Below are 14,261 nucleotides of genomic sequence, written 5' to 3' on the forward strand. Positions count from 1 at the left end.
CTCCTCAGTATCCGACGATCTCGGGCCAGCGCAGGCTGACGCCGTCCCGGGTGAGGCGGTGCTGGAAGTCGGCCAGGAGGGTCTCGTCCTCCCGGACGGCGTGGGGCGTGGCGGCACGGTCCAGGCAGAACGCGGCGAGCGCGCCCGCGGCCTCTCCCGCGTTCCACTCGACCGGATGCAGGCGGTAGGCGCCGTTGGTGATGTGGGTGGTGCCGATGTTCTTGCTCGCGGGGAGCAGGTTGGCGACGCGCTGGGGGATCAGCGCGCCGAGCGGGATCTCGAACGGCGAGCAGGCGACGTCGAGGTAGTTGTCGCCACCGGTCGAGGGGTGCAGGTCGATCCGGTACATCCCGATGCCGACGGAGTCGGGGTAGGAGACCGCGCCCTTGTCGCCGCGCACCGCCAGCGACAGGTCCTGTTCGGTGACGGTGTACAGCGCCCTGATCCGGCGCGACTCCCTGATGTAGGGGGCCTGGGCGAGGCCGTCGGCGGAGCCGGTGACGTCGCCGCGCGGCCGCAACCCCGGGTAGCCGGTGCCGCCGTCGTGGCGGGGCGCCTCGGTCTGCATCCAGTACAGGACCGACTTCGACAGTTCGCGGGCCGCGGCCAGGTGCCCGGCCGCGTCGGGGACGCCGAAGGCCGGCCCCTCCAGGTAGTCGATCATCGGCCAGTTCACCAGCGTGATGTCGCTGGCGTAGGCGCCGGGCAGGAAGTTCCGGCGGGCGGCGATCCGGCGGAAGGTCCACAGGTTGCCGTCGCCGGGGCTGATCCGCTGGTCGGCCAGGACGGCGAGCGGGTCGTCGTCCGGGTTGGGCGTGAAGGAACGCTCCATGACCTCGAGCGTGCGCGGGTTCGGGCAGCGCCAGGACAGGAGCTTGTCGCCCCAGAAGGACGGCTGGTAGTCGCGCCAGAAACCGTAGGAGGCGGGGCGGTCGATCGTGTGGTCGCCATCGACGTGGTCCATCGCGAAGCACACCGAGACGGCCTGCATGTTCAGCGGCTGGGCCTCGGCGGGGGCGCTCGGCTCACCGGTCTCGGCCTGCGCCTCGAAGCCGGTGACGTACTCGGTGCCGGTCAGCGGGAGGAGCTCGCCGGTCTCGGTGGCGTCCAGGATGTAGGCGCCGGTGACGACCACCTCGCCGGCGTCGCCCCGGAGCGTCACGGAGGTGACCCGGTCGCCGTCCACGGTGGCGGCGACCGGCCGGTATGGCTGAAGCACCCGCAGCATGCCCGATCCCCGGTAGCGGGCGAGCATCGCCTCGATCACCGCCACCGCGACGCGCGGCTCATGGCACAGCCTGCTCACGTTGCCGCCACCCGGATTGAACTCGCGGGCCGCCCGCGCCGCCTCGGTGAGCGGGTAGTGCTCGCGGTAGTAGCGGCGGATGCCGTCGCGCAGGGCCCGGTAGGAGGCCGTGACGCCGAAGTTCTCCACCCACGACGGCTCGTCCGGCGGCACGGCCTGGCTGGTGAGCTGGCCGCCGAGCCAGTCGAACTCCTCGGACAGGACCACGGTGCGTCCGGCCCGCAGCAGAGCCAGCGCGGCCGCCACACCGCCCAGCCCGCCGCCGACGACGACCGCGTCCGCATGGATCTCGTGCACGTCATGCCTTCCGGTTGCGGGGGGCGGCGAGCGTGGTGCCCTCGACGGGCTCGCATGGCAGCAGTTCCTGTGGCGTTCCGCCTCGTTCGAGGACGTCCGTCAGCAGCTCGACGGCGCGCCAGCCGATCTCGCGCCGCGGGATGCGGAAGCCGGTGAAGCCGGGCCGCCGGTCGGGGGTGCCGAGCACCAGGACCGACAGGTCGCCGGGGACCGAAAGGCCGCGGGCCTCGGCGGCCTCGGCCAGGGCGGTGCCGTCGGCCGGTTCCTCGACGAACACGGCGGTCACGCCTGCCGCGCTCAGCTCGTCCAGGATCCGGGCGTGGCCGCCCGCTTCGACGGGCAGATGGAGGGCCCCGGGACCGGCGGCGTCGCGGAAGCCGCGCATCCGGTCGGTCCGCGACTCGCCGCCCTCCCCCGCCCCGACATAGGCCAGCCGGGTGTGGCCGAGCACCTTGACCCGCTCGACCAGGGCGCGGACCGCGGGCGGATAGTCCACCCCGACATACGGGACGGGCCCGCCCGCGTCGTCGCGCCGGCCGATCGAGATGAAGGGGAAGCCCTCGGCCAGCAGCCGGGCGAGGTCGTCGCGGTCGACGGTGCGGCCGAGCAGGACGCAGCCGTCGGCCAGCCGGACCCGGCTGTCGGCGTTGAAGATCCGCCGCCGCTCCCCCGAGGCCGCCTTGGCACTGGTGAACAGCAGCAGGTCGCACCCCGCGTCCTCGGCCCGTTCCTCGATCCCGAGCAGGAACGGATGGTAGAAGTCGGCGCTCGCCGAGGGGAACACCGCCTCGTAGGTGAAGACGCCGATGATCCGGTTGCGCCGCTCCGCGAGCCTGCGCGCGGCGGGATCGGCGATGTAGCCGGTCTCGCGGATCACGCGCAGGACCCGGTCGCGGGTCTCCGGGGAGATGCGCACCTCGGTGTCGGTGCGGTTGTTCAGGACCATCGACACCGTCGTCTGGCTCACGCCGGCCATCCGGGCGATGTCCTGCTGCGTCAGGCGCCTGGGAGGGGTCACGGTAGGTAGCAGCCCAATCTGGTGATAATGCGCATTGGCATTTCGGCGGGCCTCATTCTGAGACGACGTCCCCGCAGCTGTCAAGAGCTGATTTTCCCTGTAGTAATTCGCATTATCACCTTGACGACGGATCTTGGCGGGGTGAGACTCGGCGGCCAGCCGGACCCTTCGTCGTCACCCAGGGCGAGGGTCGCCGCACCACCCCCGAGGAGCTGGCACGGTGTTCAAGCCCAGAGACATCAGCCGTCGCGGTCTGCTGACCGGAGCCGGAGCGGCCGCGCTGCTCACCGCCCTGCCCGCGGGCCGCGCATCCGCCGCGGGCACCCTGCCCGACCTGGCCGGGCTCGGCCGGATCACGCGGACCGCCTTCGCGCCGGCGGAACAGCGTGTCGCGTCCTACCTGGTGTCGCTCGCCCCGATGGCCAACGAGATCTCCGACGCCGACGCCGACTACGGCTTCTTCACCGGTGGCTGGTGGCGCACGCCCGCCAACGCCACCAACGCCCGAGTGCAGGAGCACGTCCTGACCCTGGCCTGGTTCTACGCCAAGGCCCGCTCCTGGAACCCCTACGCCGGCGATCCCGCGCTGCTGGCGGGGCTCGACGCGGCCCTCGGCCACTACCTGGGGCTGCAACACCCCGACGGCAGCTGGCCCGAGTACTCCGGCGGCGAGCACTCCCTCGCGGCGACGGGTTTCGCGCTCGGCTACCTCAGCAAGGTCCAGTCGCTGCTGCGGTCGGCGAACGCGCTGCCCGCCCGCCGTACCCGGATCACCGCGGCGCTGCGGACGGCCATGGCCTGGCTCCTCGATCCGTCCAACGAGAGCGTCTGGCAGAGCGACCTGACCTTCGCCAACCAGGTCACCGCCGGGCTCGCCGGGTCGGCCCTCGCCCTCAGACAGGACCCGGACGCGGCCCTGCGCTCGCAGCTCACCGCCGCGATCGGCCGGCTGGCCGCCCACGGGCAGAGCCCCGCGGGCTTCTTCTACGAGAAGTCGGGGGCCGACATGAACTACAACTTCGAGGTGATGCTGCCTGAGCTGGCCGACTGCTGGCGGCAGAGCGGCGACTCCCGGCTCGTGACGATGGCATCCGCCTACACGGGCTGGCTCGGCTACAACATGCTGCGCGAGCCCGACGGGTCCGGCTGGATCACCAACATCGGGCCCTCGTCCCGCACCAGTTCCCTCTTCTACAACGACACGAGGCCCGATCCGGAGCGGACCGCCCTCAACGGGCAGTTCGTCCCGGACGTGCCCGCACTCGGGGCGTTCCTGTCGGCCCGCGAGGACCTCGCCGCCGCCCGGTCGGCCTGGGCCACCGACCCCGCGCCCATCCCGGCCCTCGTCAAACCCGACACCTCGCCGCGCATCATCGCCCACGGGTTCTACGGCGAGCGCTTCGCGCCCCGGAAGGACAAGGACCACGCGATCGCGCGACTGCCGTACCTGAAGTCGAAGAACTTCACCGAGCGCCGCGCCGACCTCGGTCAGGAGTTCCTCTTCCTCCGCCGACGCGACCTCTATCTGGGCGGCTACTTCGGGACGCGCCGGGCCACCCCCCTTTCCCGCACCGGACTGACCTTTCTGTGGCACCCGGTCGCAGGAACCGTGATCCAGTCGCTGAACAACAACGACCACGGCTGCTGGGCGACGGTCTTCCCCGGCCAGGTCGCGGACGCCGACGGCCCGCAGCCCGTCGAGTTCCTCGGCGGTTCCCCCTACGCCTTCCGCTTCCGCACCCCCACTTCCTCGGTGGTCACCACGGTGACGGCCGCCAACGGGCGGCTGACCAGGTCGGTCCGCGCGACCTCGGCGGCCGGTGAGCAGATCCCGCTCGTGCTGCGCGCCTCCGACACCGTCGTCTTCACCAACGGGACGAGGGCTCCCCACGGCGGCTCGGTCACGACCACCGCCGATGGCCTGGACCTGCACCGGCGTGGGGGCGTCGTCCGTTTCCGGTGGGGCGGACCGCGGACGGTGAGCTTCAGGGCGTCGTCGGTCCACCTGCTGGACGGTGCCCGGCGTACTCACATCCTGCTCGTCCAGCACGACGGGAACCTCGACCTGTCGATCGCGCTCGCATACTGACCATGCATCCGAACCTGGACCCCGAACTGCGCGAAGCCTTGACCCGGTCGCCCCTGACCCGGGTCGACTACACCCGTCTGTCCCCGGACGAGCTGCGCGACCTGCGGGAGCTGCGGAAGAAGGCCAGTGCGCCACCGCTGCCGGACGTGCGGGTCCAGGACAGGGTCCTCCCCGGTTCGGGGATCCGGGTGCGGATCTATCGCCCGCCGGCCGCCGCTCCGGAGGCCCCCTGCCTCTACTGGATCCACGGCGGCGGGATGATCCTCGGCTCCCCCGAGGCGGACGACGCCCGGGTGTCACGGTATGTCGCCGAGACCGGCGCGGTGGCCGTCTCGGTCGACTACCGGCTGGCCCCCGAGCATCCCCACCCGATCCCTGTGGAGGACTGCTACGCCGGGCTCGTCTGGACCTGTGAGAACGCCGCCTCGCTCGGCATCGACGCGTCACGCCTGGCCGTCGGCGGCATCAGCGCGGGCGGCGGTCTGGCGGCGGGCACCGCCCTGCTCGCCCGCGACCGGGACGGGCCTCCCCTGGTCTTCCAGCTACTGCTCTGCCCCATGCTCGACGATCGGGACGCCACCCCGTCCAGCGCGGCCTTCGCCGAGGCGATCACCTGGCCGCGCGCCTTCAACGTCTTCGGCTGGTCGGCGCTGCTCGGTGCGGACGCGGGCGGGCCCGACGTCCCCATCTACGCGGCCCCCGCTCGCGCCGCCGATCTGTCCGGGCTTCCCCCGGCCTACCTGGACGTCGGCGAGCTGGAGGTCTTCCGCGACGAGTGCGCCGACTACGCCCTGCGGTTGGTGCGCTCCGGCGTCTCCGTCGAGTTCCATCTGTGGCCCGGCGCCTTCCACGGTTTCGACGACGCACCGCTCCCGGGCACCGGGCTCGTCCGGCGCGCCCGCGCGGAGCAGATCGCGGCCCTGCTCCGCGCGTTCGGGCGTAACCCGGCCGGGTAGTCCCGCCGGGCGCCACGGCCTCACGCCGTGCGGTTCACAACCGCCCGACGGCGGCGCAGCACACCCAGGGCGGCGTCGATCACCACAAAGGCGAGCAGTGTGATTCCGAGCAGCGGCACCGCCCACCCCACCAAGAGGAGGGCCGGGTTGGCGAGGATCCGGTCGAAGTCGCTCGCAGGATCGAGTCCGCAGCCCATCACATTTGGAGCTCGGGTTCCGGGCTGGGGCCTCGTGCTCACAGGGCGTCGAGCGAGTCGAGATCGAGCTGTGGTCGAGCAGTTCATCAGGACGGGATGGGTCGGCTCTCGCTGTTGGGCTCTCGGTGGCCGGAGCGGCTGAGGAGGGTGAGGCGGTCGGCGAGGGCGGCGGCCTGGGCGCGGATCTCGGGGATGGCGGTGGTCTCGTAGCGGACTCCGCGCAGGGGCGGTCCGAGGGTGAACAGGTTCTCGTGGAAACGGCCCGCAGCGTCGCGCACGGCGCCGTCGGGGTCGGCGTCCAAGCCGAGGCCGAGGGGTCCGGGACGGGCGATTCCCGCGGTGACGAGGCCGGACAGGAGCGCATCGGTTCCGGGCGTGGCGGCGGGTCCGGTGCCGTTGATCAGCCAGCCGATCTGCAGTTCCGAGGTCTTTCCGCCGTTCCTGACTCGCACGGAGAGTCGGCGTTGCGCAACGGCGCGGACGTCGTCGATGCTGGCGTGGAGAATGCGCAGGCGTCCATCGGCGCGCAGGGCGTCGATCCGGGCGGCGGAGGCGGGCGGAATCCGGTGGCGATGCACCTCCCAGTGCCGGGCGACCAGATTCAGAAAGCGCCGCCGGTCGGCCTCGGACAGACTCCCCCACAGGGCCGGGACGTGCGGACGGACGGCGTCGACGAAGCCGTGCCACTCCCCGCCATTGCCATCCACGGTGAGCCTTGCCCAGCGCAGCAGCTCACGCAGGGTCAGCGGATCGGGGGGAAGGACGATCTGGGCCTCGGGCGGGCGTGGCGGCGGATGGTGGGGCCGGGGCAGCAGCCCGTGGCGGGAGAGGGCGTAGACGACGCGGTCCGGATGGCGTCCGGTCAGGCTGATGGCCAGGTCGACCATGGTCAGTCCGGTGCCGACGATGAGGACGGGCTCGTCGTCATCGATGACGTCCAACGCTCCACGCCGCCAAGGATCAGCGATGTACCGGGGCCGTGGCGGCTCCCACGGCAGGCGGCCTGGTGCTTGATTGCCGACGGCCAGCACGACCGCATCGGCACGGTATGAGGTGCCATCGGCCAGGCGGAGCCGCCAGTCCGTGGCGGAGGGCTCCGCCGCGAGCGACAGCACGGTGCCGGTCAGCTCGGTCACGTGCCCGGGCCGCGTCCCAACCGAGGTGTCGAGCAGGTCCCGCAGGTAGCGGCCGTACAGCGAGCGCGGCAGGAAGTCTTCTCCGGAGACTTCGAACCCCTGCGATCGTGCCCAGTCCACCAGATGGCCGGGATCGTCCTGGACGCCGCTCATGTTCATCGCACGGGCGTTCAGGAGATGGTTCGGGTCCTCGGTGGAGTACGCCTGGCCTCGGCCGTGCAGGCCACCCCTGTCGATGAGGAGCAGCCGCGGCACCGAACCGGTGCGCCGCAAGAGGTGCGTCGCGACCAGCGTCGCGCTCGCACCACCGCCCACCACGGCGACCAGGGGTGTGCTTCCGCTGCGAGCGACACGGTCAGGCATACGTCCAAGGATAGCCGTTATTTCCTACAAGAATTATCGCAAAACCGTCCGAGCGTGGCGTGGCTGCTTTCACGAACCGGCCATGATGCCGAGGGTCCTGGAGCCGACGAATCCGGCGAGCAGGCCGAAGGGGCCGTCCGCCGCCTTGCGGCGTTCAGGGCGGCCTGCGTGGGTGGGGACTCTGGACGGACGCCTGGCGCGCGCGCCCGGCCACGGACGTGCACGGCGGTCCACGCATTTTCGAACTTAGAGTAGTGCGGTCGTCACCTGACTTTCTGTATTCAAGTCCGGCGATCTTAAGAAGGGAACGATCAGGAAGGGCGGCACGTCCGAGAGGGGAGAACTGGGTGCTGCGAGATATGCACCATTGAGAACGAGGAGCCTCAATGCCGCTTGCCGGCCAGAACGGCCGTCTGCCACCCCGGAAGCTCTTGCCCGGAGAAAAATGGCTTCCATCCGTCGCCGCCGGGTGGTTCATCGTGGTCACCTTGACCGGCACCACCTTCCTGTTGATCTGGGGGATCGCAGGGAGCATCGACGCCGGGTGCGATTACCACTACAACAGCCGCGGCCAGCGCTCCTGCGGAGTGCCGGACGAGGGAATGGATAGTTTTGTCGCAGTAATGATCGGAGTCTGGTTGTGGGGACTTGCAGTGTGCGCACTGGGCTTCCGAGTGATGTTCAATGGCTCGTGGTGGCCTGCTCTCGGCGTCACCGTCGGCGCGGCGGTGGCCTTGGCGGTCTCCGCGATGGGAGGCGTCACCACGGGTGAAAAGGTCATGCTGTTCACGGCCTCGGCAGCCGCCGTGATCGTGCCATGGGTCACCCGCCACCGCAGTATCAAGCGATCCGAGAGAGAAGGGAATTGAGGTCGGGCGCAAGCCACGCGGGGTGGGATCAGGGGGCTTCGAAGCCGGCTGCGGACAGGACTTGCTTGCCCTGCGGTGACAGAACGAGCTGGACGAACTCCTTGGCCAGGCCGGATTGGGGCGCCTTGCTCAGGGTGGCGATGAGGTAGTCGTTGATGGCCTTGGCGGACTCGGGGAAGTCGATGCCGTGGACCTTGGTACCGGCGGCCTTGACGTCGGTGCGGTAGACCAGTGCGGCGTCGGCCTCGCCGAGGGTGACCTTGTTGAGGGCGCCCTTGACGTCCTGTTCCAGGGACACGGGCTTGACGGTCACGCCGGCGGCGGCCAGGGCCTTCTTGGCGGCTGCGCCGCACGGGACCGGCTCGGCGCACAGCACCACTTTGAGCTTGGGGTCGGCCAGGTCTTTCAGGCCGGTGACCTTGCCGGGGTTGTCGGCGGGCGTGGCGATCTGGAGGCGGTTGCGGACGAAGGTCTGCGGCTGTCCGCCGGCCAGGTGCGCGTCGGTGACCGTCTTCATGGTGGCGGGGCTGGCGGCGGCGAACACGTCGGCCGGGGCGCCCTGGGTGATCTGCTGGGCCAGGGTGGAACTGCCGCCGAAGCTGAAGCGGACCTTGACCCCCGGGTGGGAGCTCTCGAAGGTCTTGCCGAGCGTGGTGAACGTTCCGGTCAGGGATGCGGCGGCGAACACCGTCACCGTCTTGCCGCCCCCGCCGGAGCCGCTGGACTTGTCGTCGGTGTCGCCGCAGCCGGCGGCGGCCGCCGCGAGCAGGGTGACGCCGACGATGCCGGTGGTCAGACGCTTGAGCAGCACAGCAACTCCAAGTGGGGGTGAACCGGCGGCGGTCAGCCGGAGGCGGGACGTTCGACGACGACGTTGGTGGACTTGATCACTGCTTCGGCGAGCACGCCGACCCGCAGATCGAGCTGGTCGGCGGCCTCCCGGCTCATCAGCGACACGACCCGGTAGGGGCCGGTGGTGATCTCCACCTGGGCCATCACCCCGTCCCGGACGACGTCGGTCACGATCCCGCGCAGCCGGTTGCGGGCCGAGGATGTGGAGCTTTGCCCCTGTCCGTTCCCTAGCCGGTCGCGGGCGAACGCGGCCAGGTCCGCGCCCTCGACCAGGCGCCGTCCGGTCTGGTCGCGCCGCGCCGGGAGGCGCTCGGCATCGACCCAGCGGCGCACGGTGTCAGGGCTGACCCCCAGCACCGCGGCCACCTCGTTGATCCGGTACTCCGCCATGGACATCAATCTACTCTCGCAGAATCCATAGCTGTAGCCCGATCCATGGGGCATCTGCCATGTGAACGTAGGCAATTCCGCCGCGTGTGAGATATCACGCTGGTCGGCGGCCTGCCGGAGAGAAGGCCGCCGGGCTGGGTATGGGGTGGGCATGGAGGACGCGGCAGGCGGAGGGGCCGGGCTCGATCTGGACGCGGTGGCGCGCCGGCTGGGTTTGGCGGCTTCCACCGTGCGCGCCTGGGACCGCCGGTACGGGATCGGCCCGACGGGCCGCGGTCCCGGCGGGCGACGCCACTACACCCCGGACGACCTCGCCCGGCTCGAGGCCATGCGGCAACTGGTCTCCGCCGGAGCGCCACCGGCCGAGGCCGCGGAGGCCGCTCTGGACGCCCCGTCCGGCCGGCTCCCGGTGCCGAGCGGCCACGATGCCGGTGCCGACCGCATCGCCGTGGACGCGTCGGCCGCCGGGCGCGAGGCCCCGCAAGCCGCACAGGCCAGGGACCTGGAGCGCGCGGCGATGGCACTGGACGAGTTCACGATGACCGGCATCGTGCAAGCGGCGTTGCGGCAGGAGGGCGTCACAGCGGCGTGGGACCAGGTCATGGCGCCGGTGCTCACCTGGATCGGACGCAAGCACGCGACCAGCGGCAGGTATGTGGAGGTGGAGCATCTGCTGTCGGCGGTGCTGTCGCGCTGCCTGGTCACGGCGGCGCCGTCAGAGGCGGCCTATCCGGACCGGCGGGGCCGCGGCCCCGTCCTGCTGGCGTGCGCCCCGGAGGAGCAGCACTGCCTGCCGGTCCTAGCGCTGGCCGCCGCACTGACGGAGGCCGGCGCCACGAGGCTCATGCTGGGGGCGCGGGTGCCGGTGCCCGCGCTGGCCGCCGCGATCGACCGGGCCGGGGCTCACACGGTCTTCGTGTGGTCGCAGACCGCCGAGACCGGTGACCCGTCCTGGCTCACCAGCCTGCCCGCCAGGCGTTCCCCTCCGCGCATGGTTGTCGGCGGGCCCGGCTGGGACCGCGACCGGCTCCCGCGTGAAGTGTCCTTCGCGACCTCCCTGTCCGGAGCGCTGGAGGCACTGCGCGTGGTGGCGCCTCAACGCTGACCAGTCCCGGGTCCGCATCCCCACGTACGCGTCCACAGTGGCCGCGGACGCCGGGCGCTGCCCGCCAGCCTCGGAGTCAACATGGCGTTGAACATCGCATGGCCTCAGATGGTCTTCGGCCGGCGCGGCCTGAAGGCCGGGGTAATGGGGACTCTGCTGGATGTGAGCAACGCCGAGCTGATCGGTCGCACGGCCCGCATCGACACCACTGCGGCCCTCGCTGATCCCGTGCGCGGCGCGGTGCGGATTCACCACCGCGTTGAACACCGACATTCGCTCACCACAACCGACCGCGCAGCCGTGTCGATGCGGCCGGTCTCACGGACCGTCGATAACAGTTCGTGTTCCTTCAGGGCACTCCCCCCTTCAGCCACCTGACGCCCGGTCACGATCACCCAGGCCGACTGGGGCGAGCCGCGGCTTCGGCTCGTCCAGGTGGACGAGCCGAACCCCGCGTGGCCTGGTGCAACCGGGTGCGGGTACCACCGCAAGGACCTGAGCGATGAGCACCTCGATCATGCTGTTCACCCGCGACCTGCGTGTCCGCGACAACCCCGCGCTGACGGCGGCGTGCCGGGCCGAGCATGTCGTGCCGGTCTTCGTCTTCGATGACGCGATCCTGAACGGGCCGTTCGCTGCACCCGACCGCGTCCGGTTCCTCCTGGAAAGCCTTGCCGATCTTCGTGCGTCCCTCCGCGATCTGGGCGGGGATCTGGTGGTGCGCCGCGGTGATCCGGTCACGGAGGCCGCCCGGCTGGCGGGCCGGACCGGCGCGAGTTCGCTGGCCGTCGCCGACGAGCGATCGGCTTACGGCACGCGACGACTCGGCGGACTCCGCGAGCTCGGCATGGAGGTGTCGGCGCATCCGGGCATCACGGTCGTCCCGCCTGGAGAGCTCACCCCGGCGGGAGGCGATCACTACCGGGTGTTCACGCCGTACTGGCGGGCCTGGGACGCGGCCCGACGGCGTCCGATCGCGGACGAGCCCAAGGCGATCCGTCTGCCATCCGGTGTGAGAGCCGGTCCGCTGCCGCGGCTCGCCGACCTGATCTCCGGCTCGCCGTCGCCTGAGCCGACGCCCGGCGGTGAGCGGGCGGGACGGCGGCGCATGACGCGATGGCTGCGCGAAGCCGCCGCGGACTACGACCGGGCTCATGACGACCTCGCCGCCGACCGAACCTCCCGGCTGAGCCCGTACTTGAAGTTCGGCTGCATCTCCCCGCTGGAACTGGCGAACGCAGGCCCGAGCGCCTTCCGGCGCCAGCTCGCCTGGCGGGACTTCCACCATCAGGTCGCCGCCGCCTTCCCCGCGCTCGCCAGGGACGACTACCGGCCACGCGGACATCGGTGGAACAGCGACGAGGACGCCCTCGCCGCCTGGCGGGACGGCATGACGGGCGTCCCGATCGTCGACGCGGGCATGCGGCAACTGCGCAGCGAGGGCTTCATGCACAACCGTGCACGCCTGATCACCGCGTCGTTCCTGACCCGCGACCTCGGCATCGACTGGCGGCACGGCCTGCGCCACTTCAACGACCGGCTCACCGACGGCGACATCGCCGACAACGCGGGCAACTGGCAGTGGGTGGCCGGCACCGGCAACAACACCCGGCCCGGCCAGGTCATGAGCCCACTCCGGCAGGCGTCCCGCTTCGACCCCCACGGCGACTACGTCCGCCGATACGTGGCCGAACTCGCCGATATCGAAGGCTCGCGCGTCCATCGCCCCTGGACACTTCCGGCGTCCGGCCGACGAGCATCGGCCTACCCGCCGCCCATCATCGACATCGACTGACGTGCCTGCTTGAGGAGCGGACGGCGTTCTGCGGCCAGTTGCGCGGCGCCAGCGCCAGGCCCATGTTCACCTGTCCACCGACAAATGCGGTCACCGGCGTGCTAAGGCGAGGGACCCCGTCAGCCCCGGGTGTCTCAGAGGGCGACGAAGGTCAGGCCGCGCTTCTTGAGGGCGGGCAGGACGGTGCGCAGTGCCGTGACGGTCTGGGAGCGGTCACCGCCGCCGTCATGGCACAGCAGGATGTCGCCCGGCTTGGCCGTTTCGAGGTCGCTAGTGATGTGCGGGACTCCGGGACGGGCCCAGTCGCGCGGGTCGACTCCCCAGCCGACACAGATCATCTCCAGCGAGGTCGCGATGTCCACGACCTGCTGCGACCAGGCGCCGCCCGGGGAGCGGAAGAACCGCGGGGCCGCCGAGGCGGCCTGGGCGATACGGTCGTGCGCCTCGGCGATCTCCTGGCGGATGCGCGCTTCTGGCAGCGCGGGGAGGTTGATCGGGTGGTTGAGCGTGTGATCGGCGATCTGGTGGCCCGCCGCGACGATCCGCTGGACGACCCGGGCGTTCCCCGGCACCTGTCTCCCGATCATGTTGAAGGTCGCGGGCACCTCGAACTCGGCGAGCACGTCCAGGACCTTGGGCGTCCAGTACGGGTGCGGCCCGTCGTCGATGGTCAGCGCCACCGCGCTCGGCGGCGCGGCCGGAGTCAGGTCGTGCAGGGAGCGGATCGGGTTGGTGACGGCTCTGAGGTTCCCGGCGGGCGCGAACCCCGGATCGGGCGGTGGGGCCGGCGTCCGCCGGACCTCCGCCGCATGCGCCGGCCGATGCCCTTCATGGCGCCACAGTTCGGGGGTCACCCCGGCCGCGACTCCCGCCGCGGCGGCGGCGAGCATGGTGAGCACCTGACGACGGTCCATTCGGGTGTCCTTATCGTCCGAGGGGCGTTGCCCTGTAAGACTGCCCAAGACCCCGGCAGGTTTGCCGCTATTGCCGTGATTCGCCCGTGCTCCCAGCCGAACACCGCCGGACCGTTTCCGCGACGCGTCCCGGAAACGACAGGTCGGCCGGAGGCGGCCGGCTCGTGCGACGATCGTCGCCGTGACCGCTGAGGAGACCGCACCGCTTCCCGGACGCCGCGTGCTCGTCGGCGAGGTATGGCTGGTGTTCGCTGTGTCCCTGGGCGCCTCGGCGGTTTCGGCGCTCATTTCCTTCCTGGGCTCGGTGACCGCGGGCAAGGCGCTGAACCGGCAGGCGGCGTCGCTGGTCACCGACGCCGCCCCGGGGCGCCCGTGGCTGGGTCTGGCCTGGCAGCTGTTCTTCCTCGCCACCGCCCTGGTGCCGGTCGCCCTGGTGGCCCATCTGATGAACCGCGGCGGTGAACCGCTGCGACGAACGCTGGGAGTCGGCTGGGCCCCGCGCGGCATGGATCTGGTGCGCGGAGCCACGGTGGCGGCGGTCATCGGCGGTTCCGGGCTCGGCCTGTATCTGGCCGCGCGCGGCCTGGGTGCGAACCTGACCGTCGTCCCCTCGACGCTGGGGGACGTGTGGTGGCGGATCCCGGTTCTGGTGCTGTCGGCGGTCCAGAACGCGGTGCTCGAAGAGGTCATCGTGCTGGGGTATCTGCTGCATCGGCTCGGCCAGCTCGGCTGGCCGGACTGGAAGGCAGACGTGACGAGCGCGGCGGTGCGCGGCAGCTATCACCTCTACCAGGGCCTGGGCGGGCTGGCGGGCAACATGGTGATGGGCCTGATCTTCGCCCGGCTGTACCGCCGGTGGGGCCGCGTCATGCCGCTCCTGGTCGCGCACGCGCTGATCGACATCGTGGCGTTCGTCGGTTCGGTGGCCCTGGCCGGAAAGGTCTCCTGGCTGCCCAAGCCCTGACCGCCGATGG

At 71.3% G+C, this 14,261-nt stretch carries 15 protein-coding genes; 7 read left to right on the plus strand and 8 right to left on the minus strand.

Features of this window, described 5'->3' with window-relative positions; all coding sequences use genetic code 11:
- Window positions 1–4 precede the first annotated feature (4 nt).
- Window positions 5–1,603: an FAD-dependent oxidoreductase gene (locus ACQPZP_RS26240; protein WP_433472377.1), complete on the minus strand. Its 1,599-nt coding sequence runs from the start codon at window positions 1,601–1,603 to the stop codon at window positions 5–7.
- Between the two features lies 1 nt (window position 1,604).
- Complete coding sequence (locus ACQPZP_RS26245) at window positions 1,605–2,621, minus strand: LacI family DNA-binding transcriptional regulator (protein WP_433472378.1); 1,017 nt, start codon at window positions 2,619–2,621, stop codon at window positions 1,605–1,607.
- Between the two features lie 220 nt (window positions 2,622–2,841).
- Between ACQPZP_RS26245 and ACQPZP_RS26250 the strand changes: the two genes are divergently transcribed.
- On the plus strand, window positions 2,842–4,710 hold the full coding sequence (locus ACQPZP_RS26250; protein WP_433472379.1) for a hypothetical protein: 1,869 nt from the start codon (window positions 2,842–2,844) through the stop codon (window positions 4,708–4,710).
- A gap of 2 nt (window positions 4,711–4,712) precedes the next feature.
- Window positions 4,713–5,666: an alpha/beta hydrolase gene (locus tag ACQPZP_RS26255; RefSeq protein ID WP_433472380.1), complete on the plus strand. Its 954-nt coding sequence runs from the start codon at window positions 4,713–4,715 to the stop codon at window positions 5,664–5,666.
- Between the two features lie 20 nt (window positions 5,667–5,686).
- On the opposite strand, the gene ACQPZP_RS26260 is transcribed toward ACQPZP_RS26255, so the two are convergent.
- The 3 genes from ACQPZP_RS26260 to ACQPZP_RS26270 all read right to left on the minus strand — a co-directional run bounded on the left by ACQPZP_RS26260 (window position 5,687) and on the right by ACQPZP_RS26270 (window position 7,596).
- A complete protein-coding gene (locus ACQPZP_RS26260; protein WP_433472381.1) occupies window positions 5,687–5,863 on the minus strand; it encodes a hypothetical protein in 177 nt (58 codons plus the stop codon).
- 86 nt (window positions 5,864–5,949) lie between these two features.
- A complete protein-coding gene (locus ACQPZP_RS26265; protein ID WP_433472382.1) occupies window positions 5,950–7,362 on the minus strand; it encodes an FAD/NAD(P)-binding protein in 1,413 nt (470 codons plus the stop codon).
- 69 nt (window positions 7,363–7,431) lie between these two features.
- Window positions 7,432–7,596 carry a hypothetical protein gene (locus ACQPZP_RS26270; protein ID WP_433472383.1) on the minus strand — a complete coding sequence of 55 codons (165 nt, stop codon included), beginning with the start codon at window positions 7,594–7,596 and terminating at the stop codon, window positions 7,432–7,434.
- 152 nt (window positions 7,597–7,748) lie between these two features.
- On the opposite strand from ACQPZP_RS26270, the gene ACQPZP_RS26275 reads away from it, so the two are divergent.
- The gene (locus tag ACQPZP_RS26275; protein ID WP_433472384.1) at window positions 7,749–8,231 is read left to right on the plus strand and encodes a hypothetical protein; all 483 of its coding nucleotides are present in this window, start codon (window positions 7,749–7,751) and stop codon (window positions 8,229–8,231) included.
- 28 nt (window positions 8,232–8,259) lie between these two features.
- Here ACQPZP_RS26275 and modA read toward each other — a convergent pair whose 3' ends face one another.
- Window positions 8,260–9,042 (minus strand): molybdate ABC transporter substrate-binding protein, encoded by a 783-nt coding sequence (gene modA, locus ACQPZP_RS26280; RefSeq protein ID WP_433472385.1) that lies wholly within the window; start codon window positions 9,040–9,042, stop codon window positions 8,260–8,262.
- Window positions 9,043–9,074: 32 nt separating this feature from the next.
- Window positions 9,075–9,473 carry a TOBE domain-containing protein gene (locus tag ACQPZP_RS26285; RefSeq protein ID WP_433472386.1) on the minus strand — a complete coding sequence of 133 codons (399 nt, stop codon included), beginning with the start codon at window positions 9,471–9,473 and terminating at the stop codon, window positions 9,075–9,077.
- 151 nt (window positions 9,474–9,624) lie between these two features.
- Between ACQPZP_RS26285 and ACQPZP_RS26290 the strand changes: the two genes are divergently transcribed.
- The 3 genes from ACQPZP_RS26290 to ACQPZP_RS26300 all read left to right on the plus strand — a co-directional run bounded on the left by ACQPZP_RS26290 (window position 9,625) and on the right by ACQPZP_RS26300 (window position 12,373).
- Window positions 9,625–10,578, plus strand: coding sequence for a MerR family transcriptional regulator (locus ACQPZP_RS26290; RefSeq protein ID WP_433472387.1), 954 nt, complete (start codon window positions 9,625–9,627; stop codon window positions 10,576–10,578).
- An 81-nt stretch (window positions 10,579–10,659) separates the two neighbouring features.
- Window positions 10,660–10,956 (plus strand): hypothetical protein, encoded by a 297-nt coding sequence (locus tag ACQPZP_RS26295; protein WP_433472388.1) that lies wholly within the window; start codon window positions 10,660–10,662, stop codon window positions 10,954–10,956.
- A gap of 124 nt (window positions 10,957–11,080) precedes the next feature.
- Window positions 11,081–12,373 carry a cryptochrome/photolyase family protein gene (locus ACQPZP_RS26300; protein WP_433472389.1) on the plus strand — a complete coding sequence of 431 codons (1,293 nt, stop codon included), beginning with the start codon at window positions 11,081–11,083 and terminating at the stop codon, window positions 12,371–12,373.
- 134 nt (window positions 12,374–12,507) lie between these two features.
- Here ACQPZP_RS26300 and ACQPZP_RS26305 read toward each other — a convergent pair whose 3' ends face one another.
- Window positions 12,508–13,287, minus strand: coding sequence for a polysaccharide deacetylase family protein (locus tag ACQPZP_RS26305; RefSeq protein ID WP_433472390.1), 780 nt, complete (start codon window positions 13,285–13,287; stop codon window positions 12,508–12,510).
- Window positions 13,288–13,468: 181 nt separating this feature from the next.
- On the opposite strand from ACQPZP_RS26305, the gene ACQPZP_RS26310 reads away from it, so the two are divergent.
- On the plus strand, window positions 13,469–14,251 hold the full coding sequence (locus tag ACQPZP_RS26310) for a CPBP family intramembrane glutamic endopeptidase (RefSeq protein ID WP_433472391.1): 783 nt from the start codon (window positions 13,469–13,471) through the stop codon (window positions 14,249–14,251).
- The last annotated feature ends 10 nt before the right edge of the window (window positions 14,252–14,261 follow it).

The organism is Spirillospora sp. CA-142024, from assembly GCF_050942325.1.
In the GTDB taxonomy this organism is placed as follows: Bacteria; Actinomycetota; Actinomycetes; order Streptosporangiales; family Streptosporangiaceae; genus Spirillospora.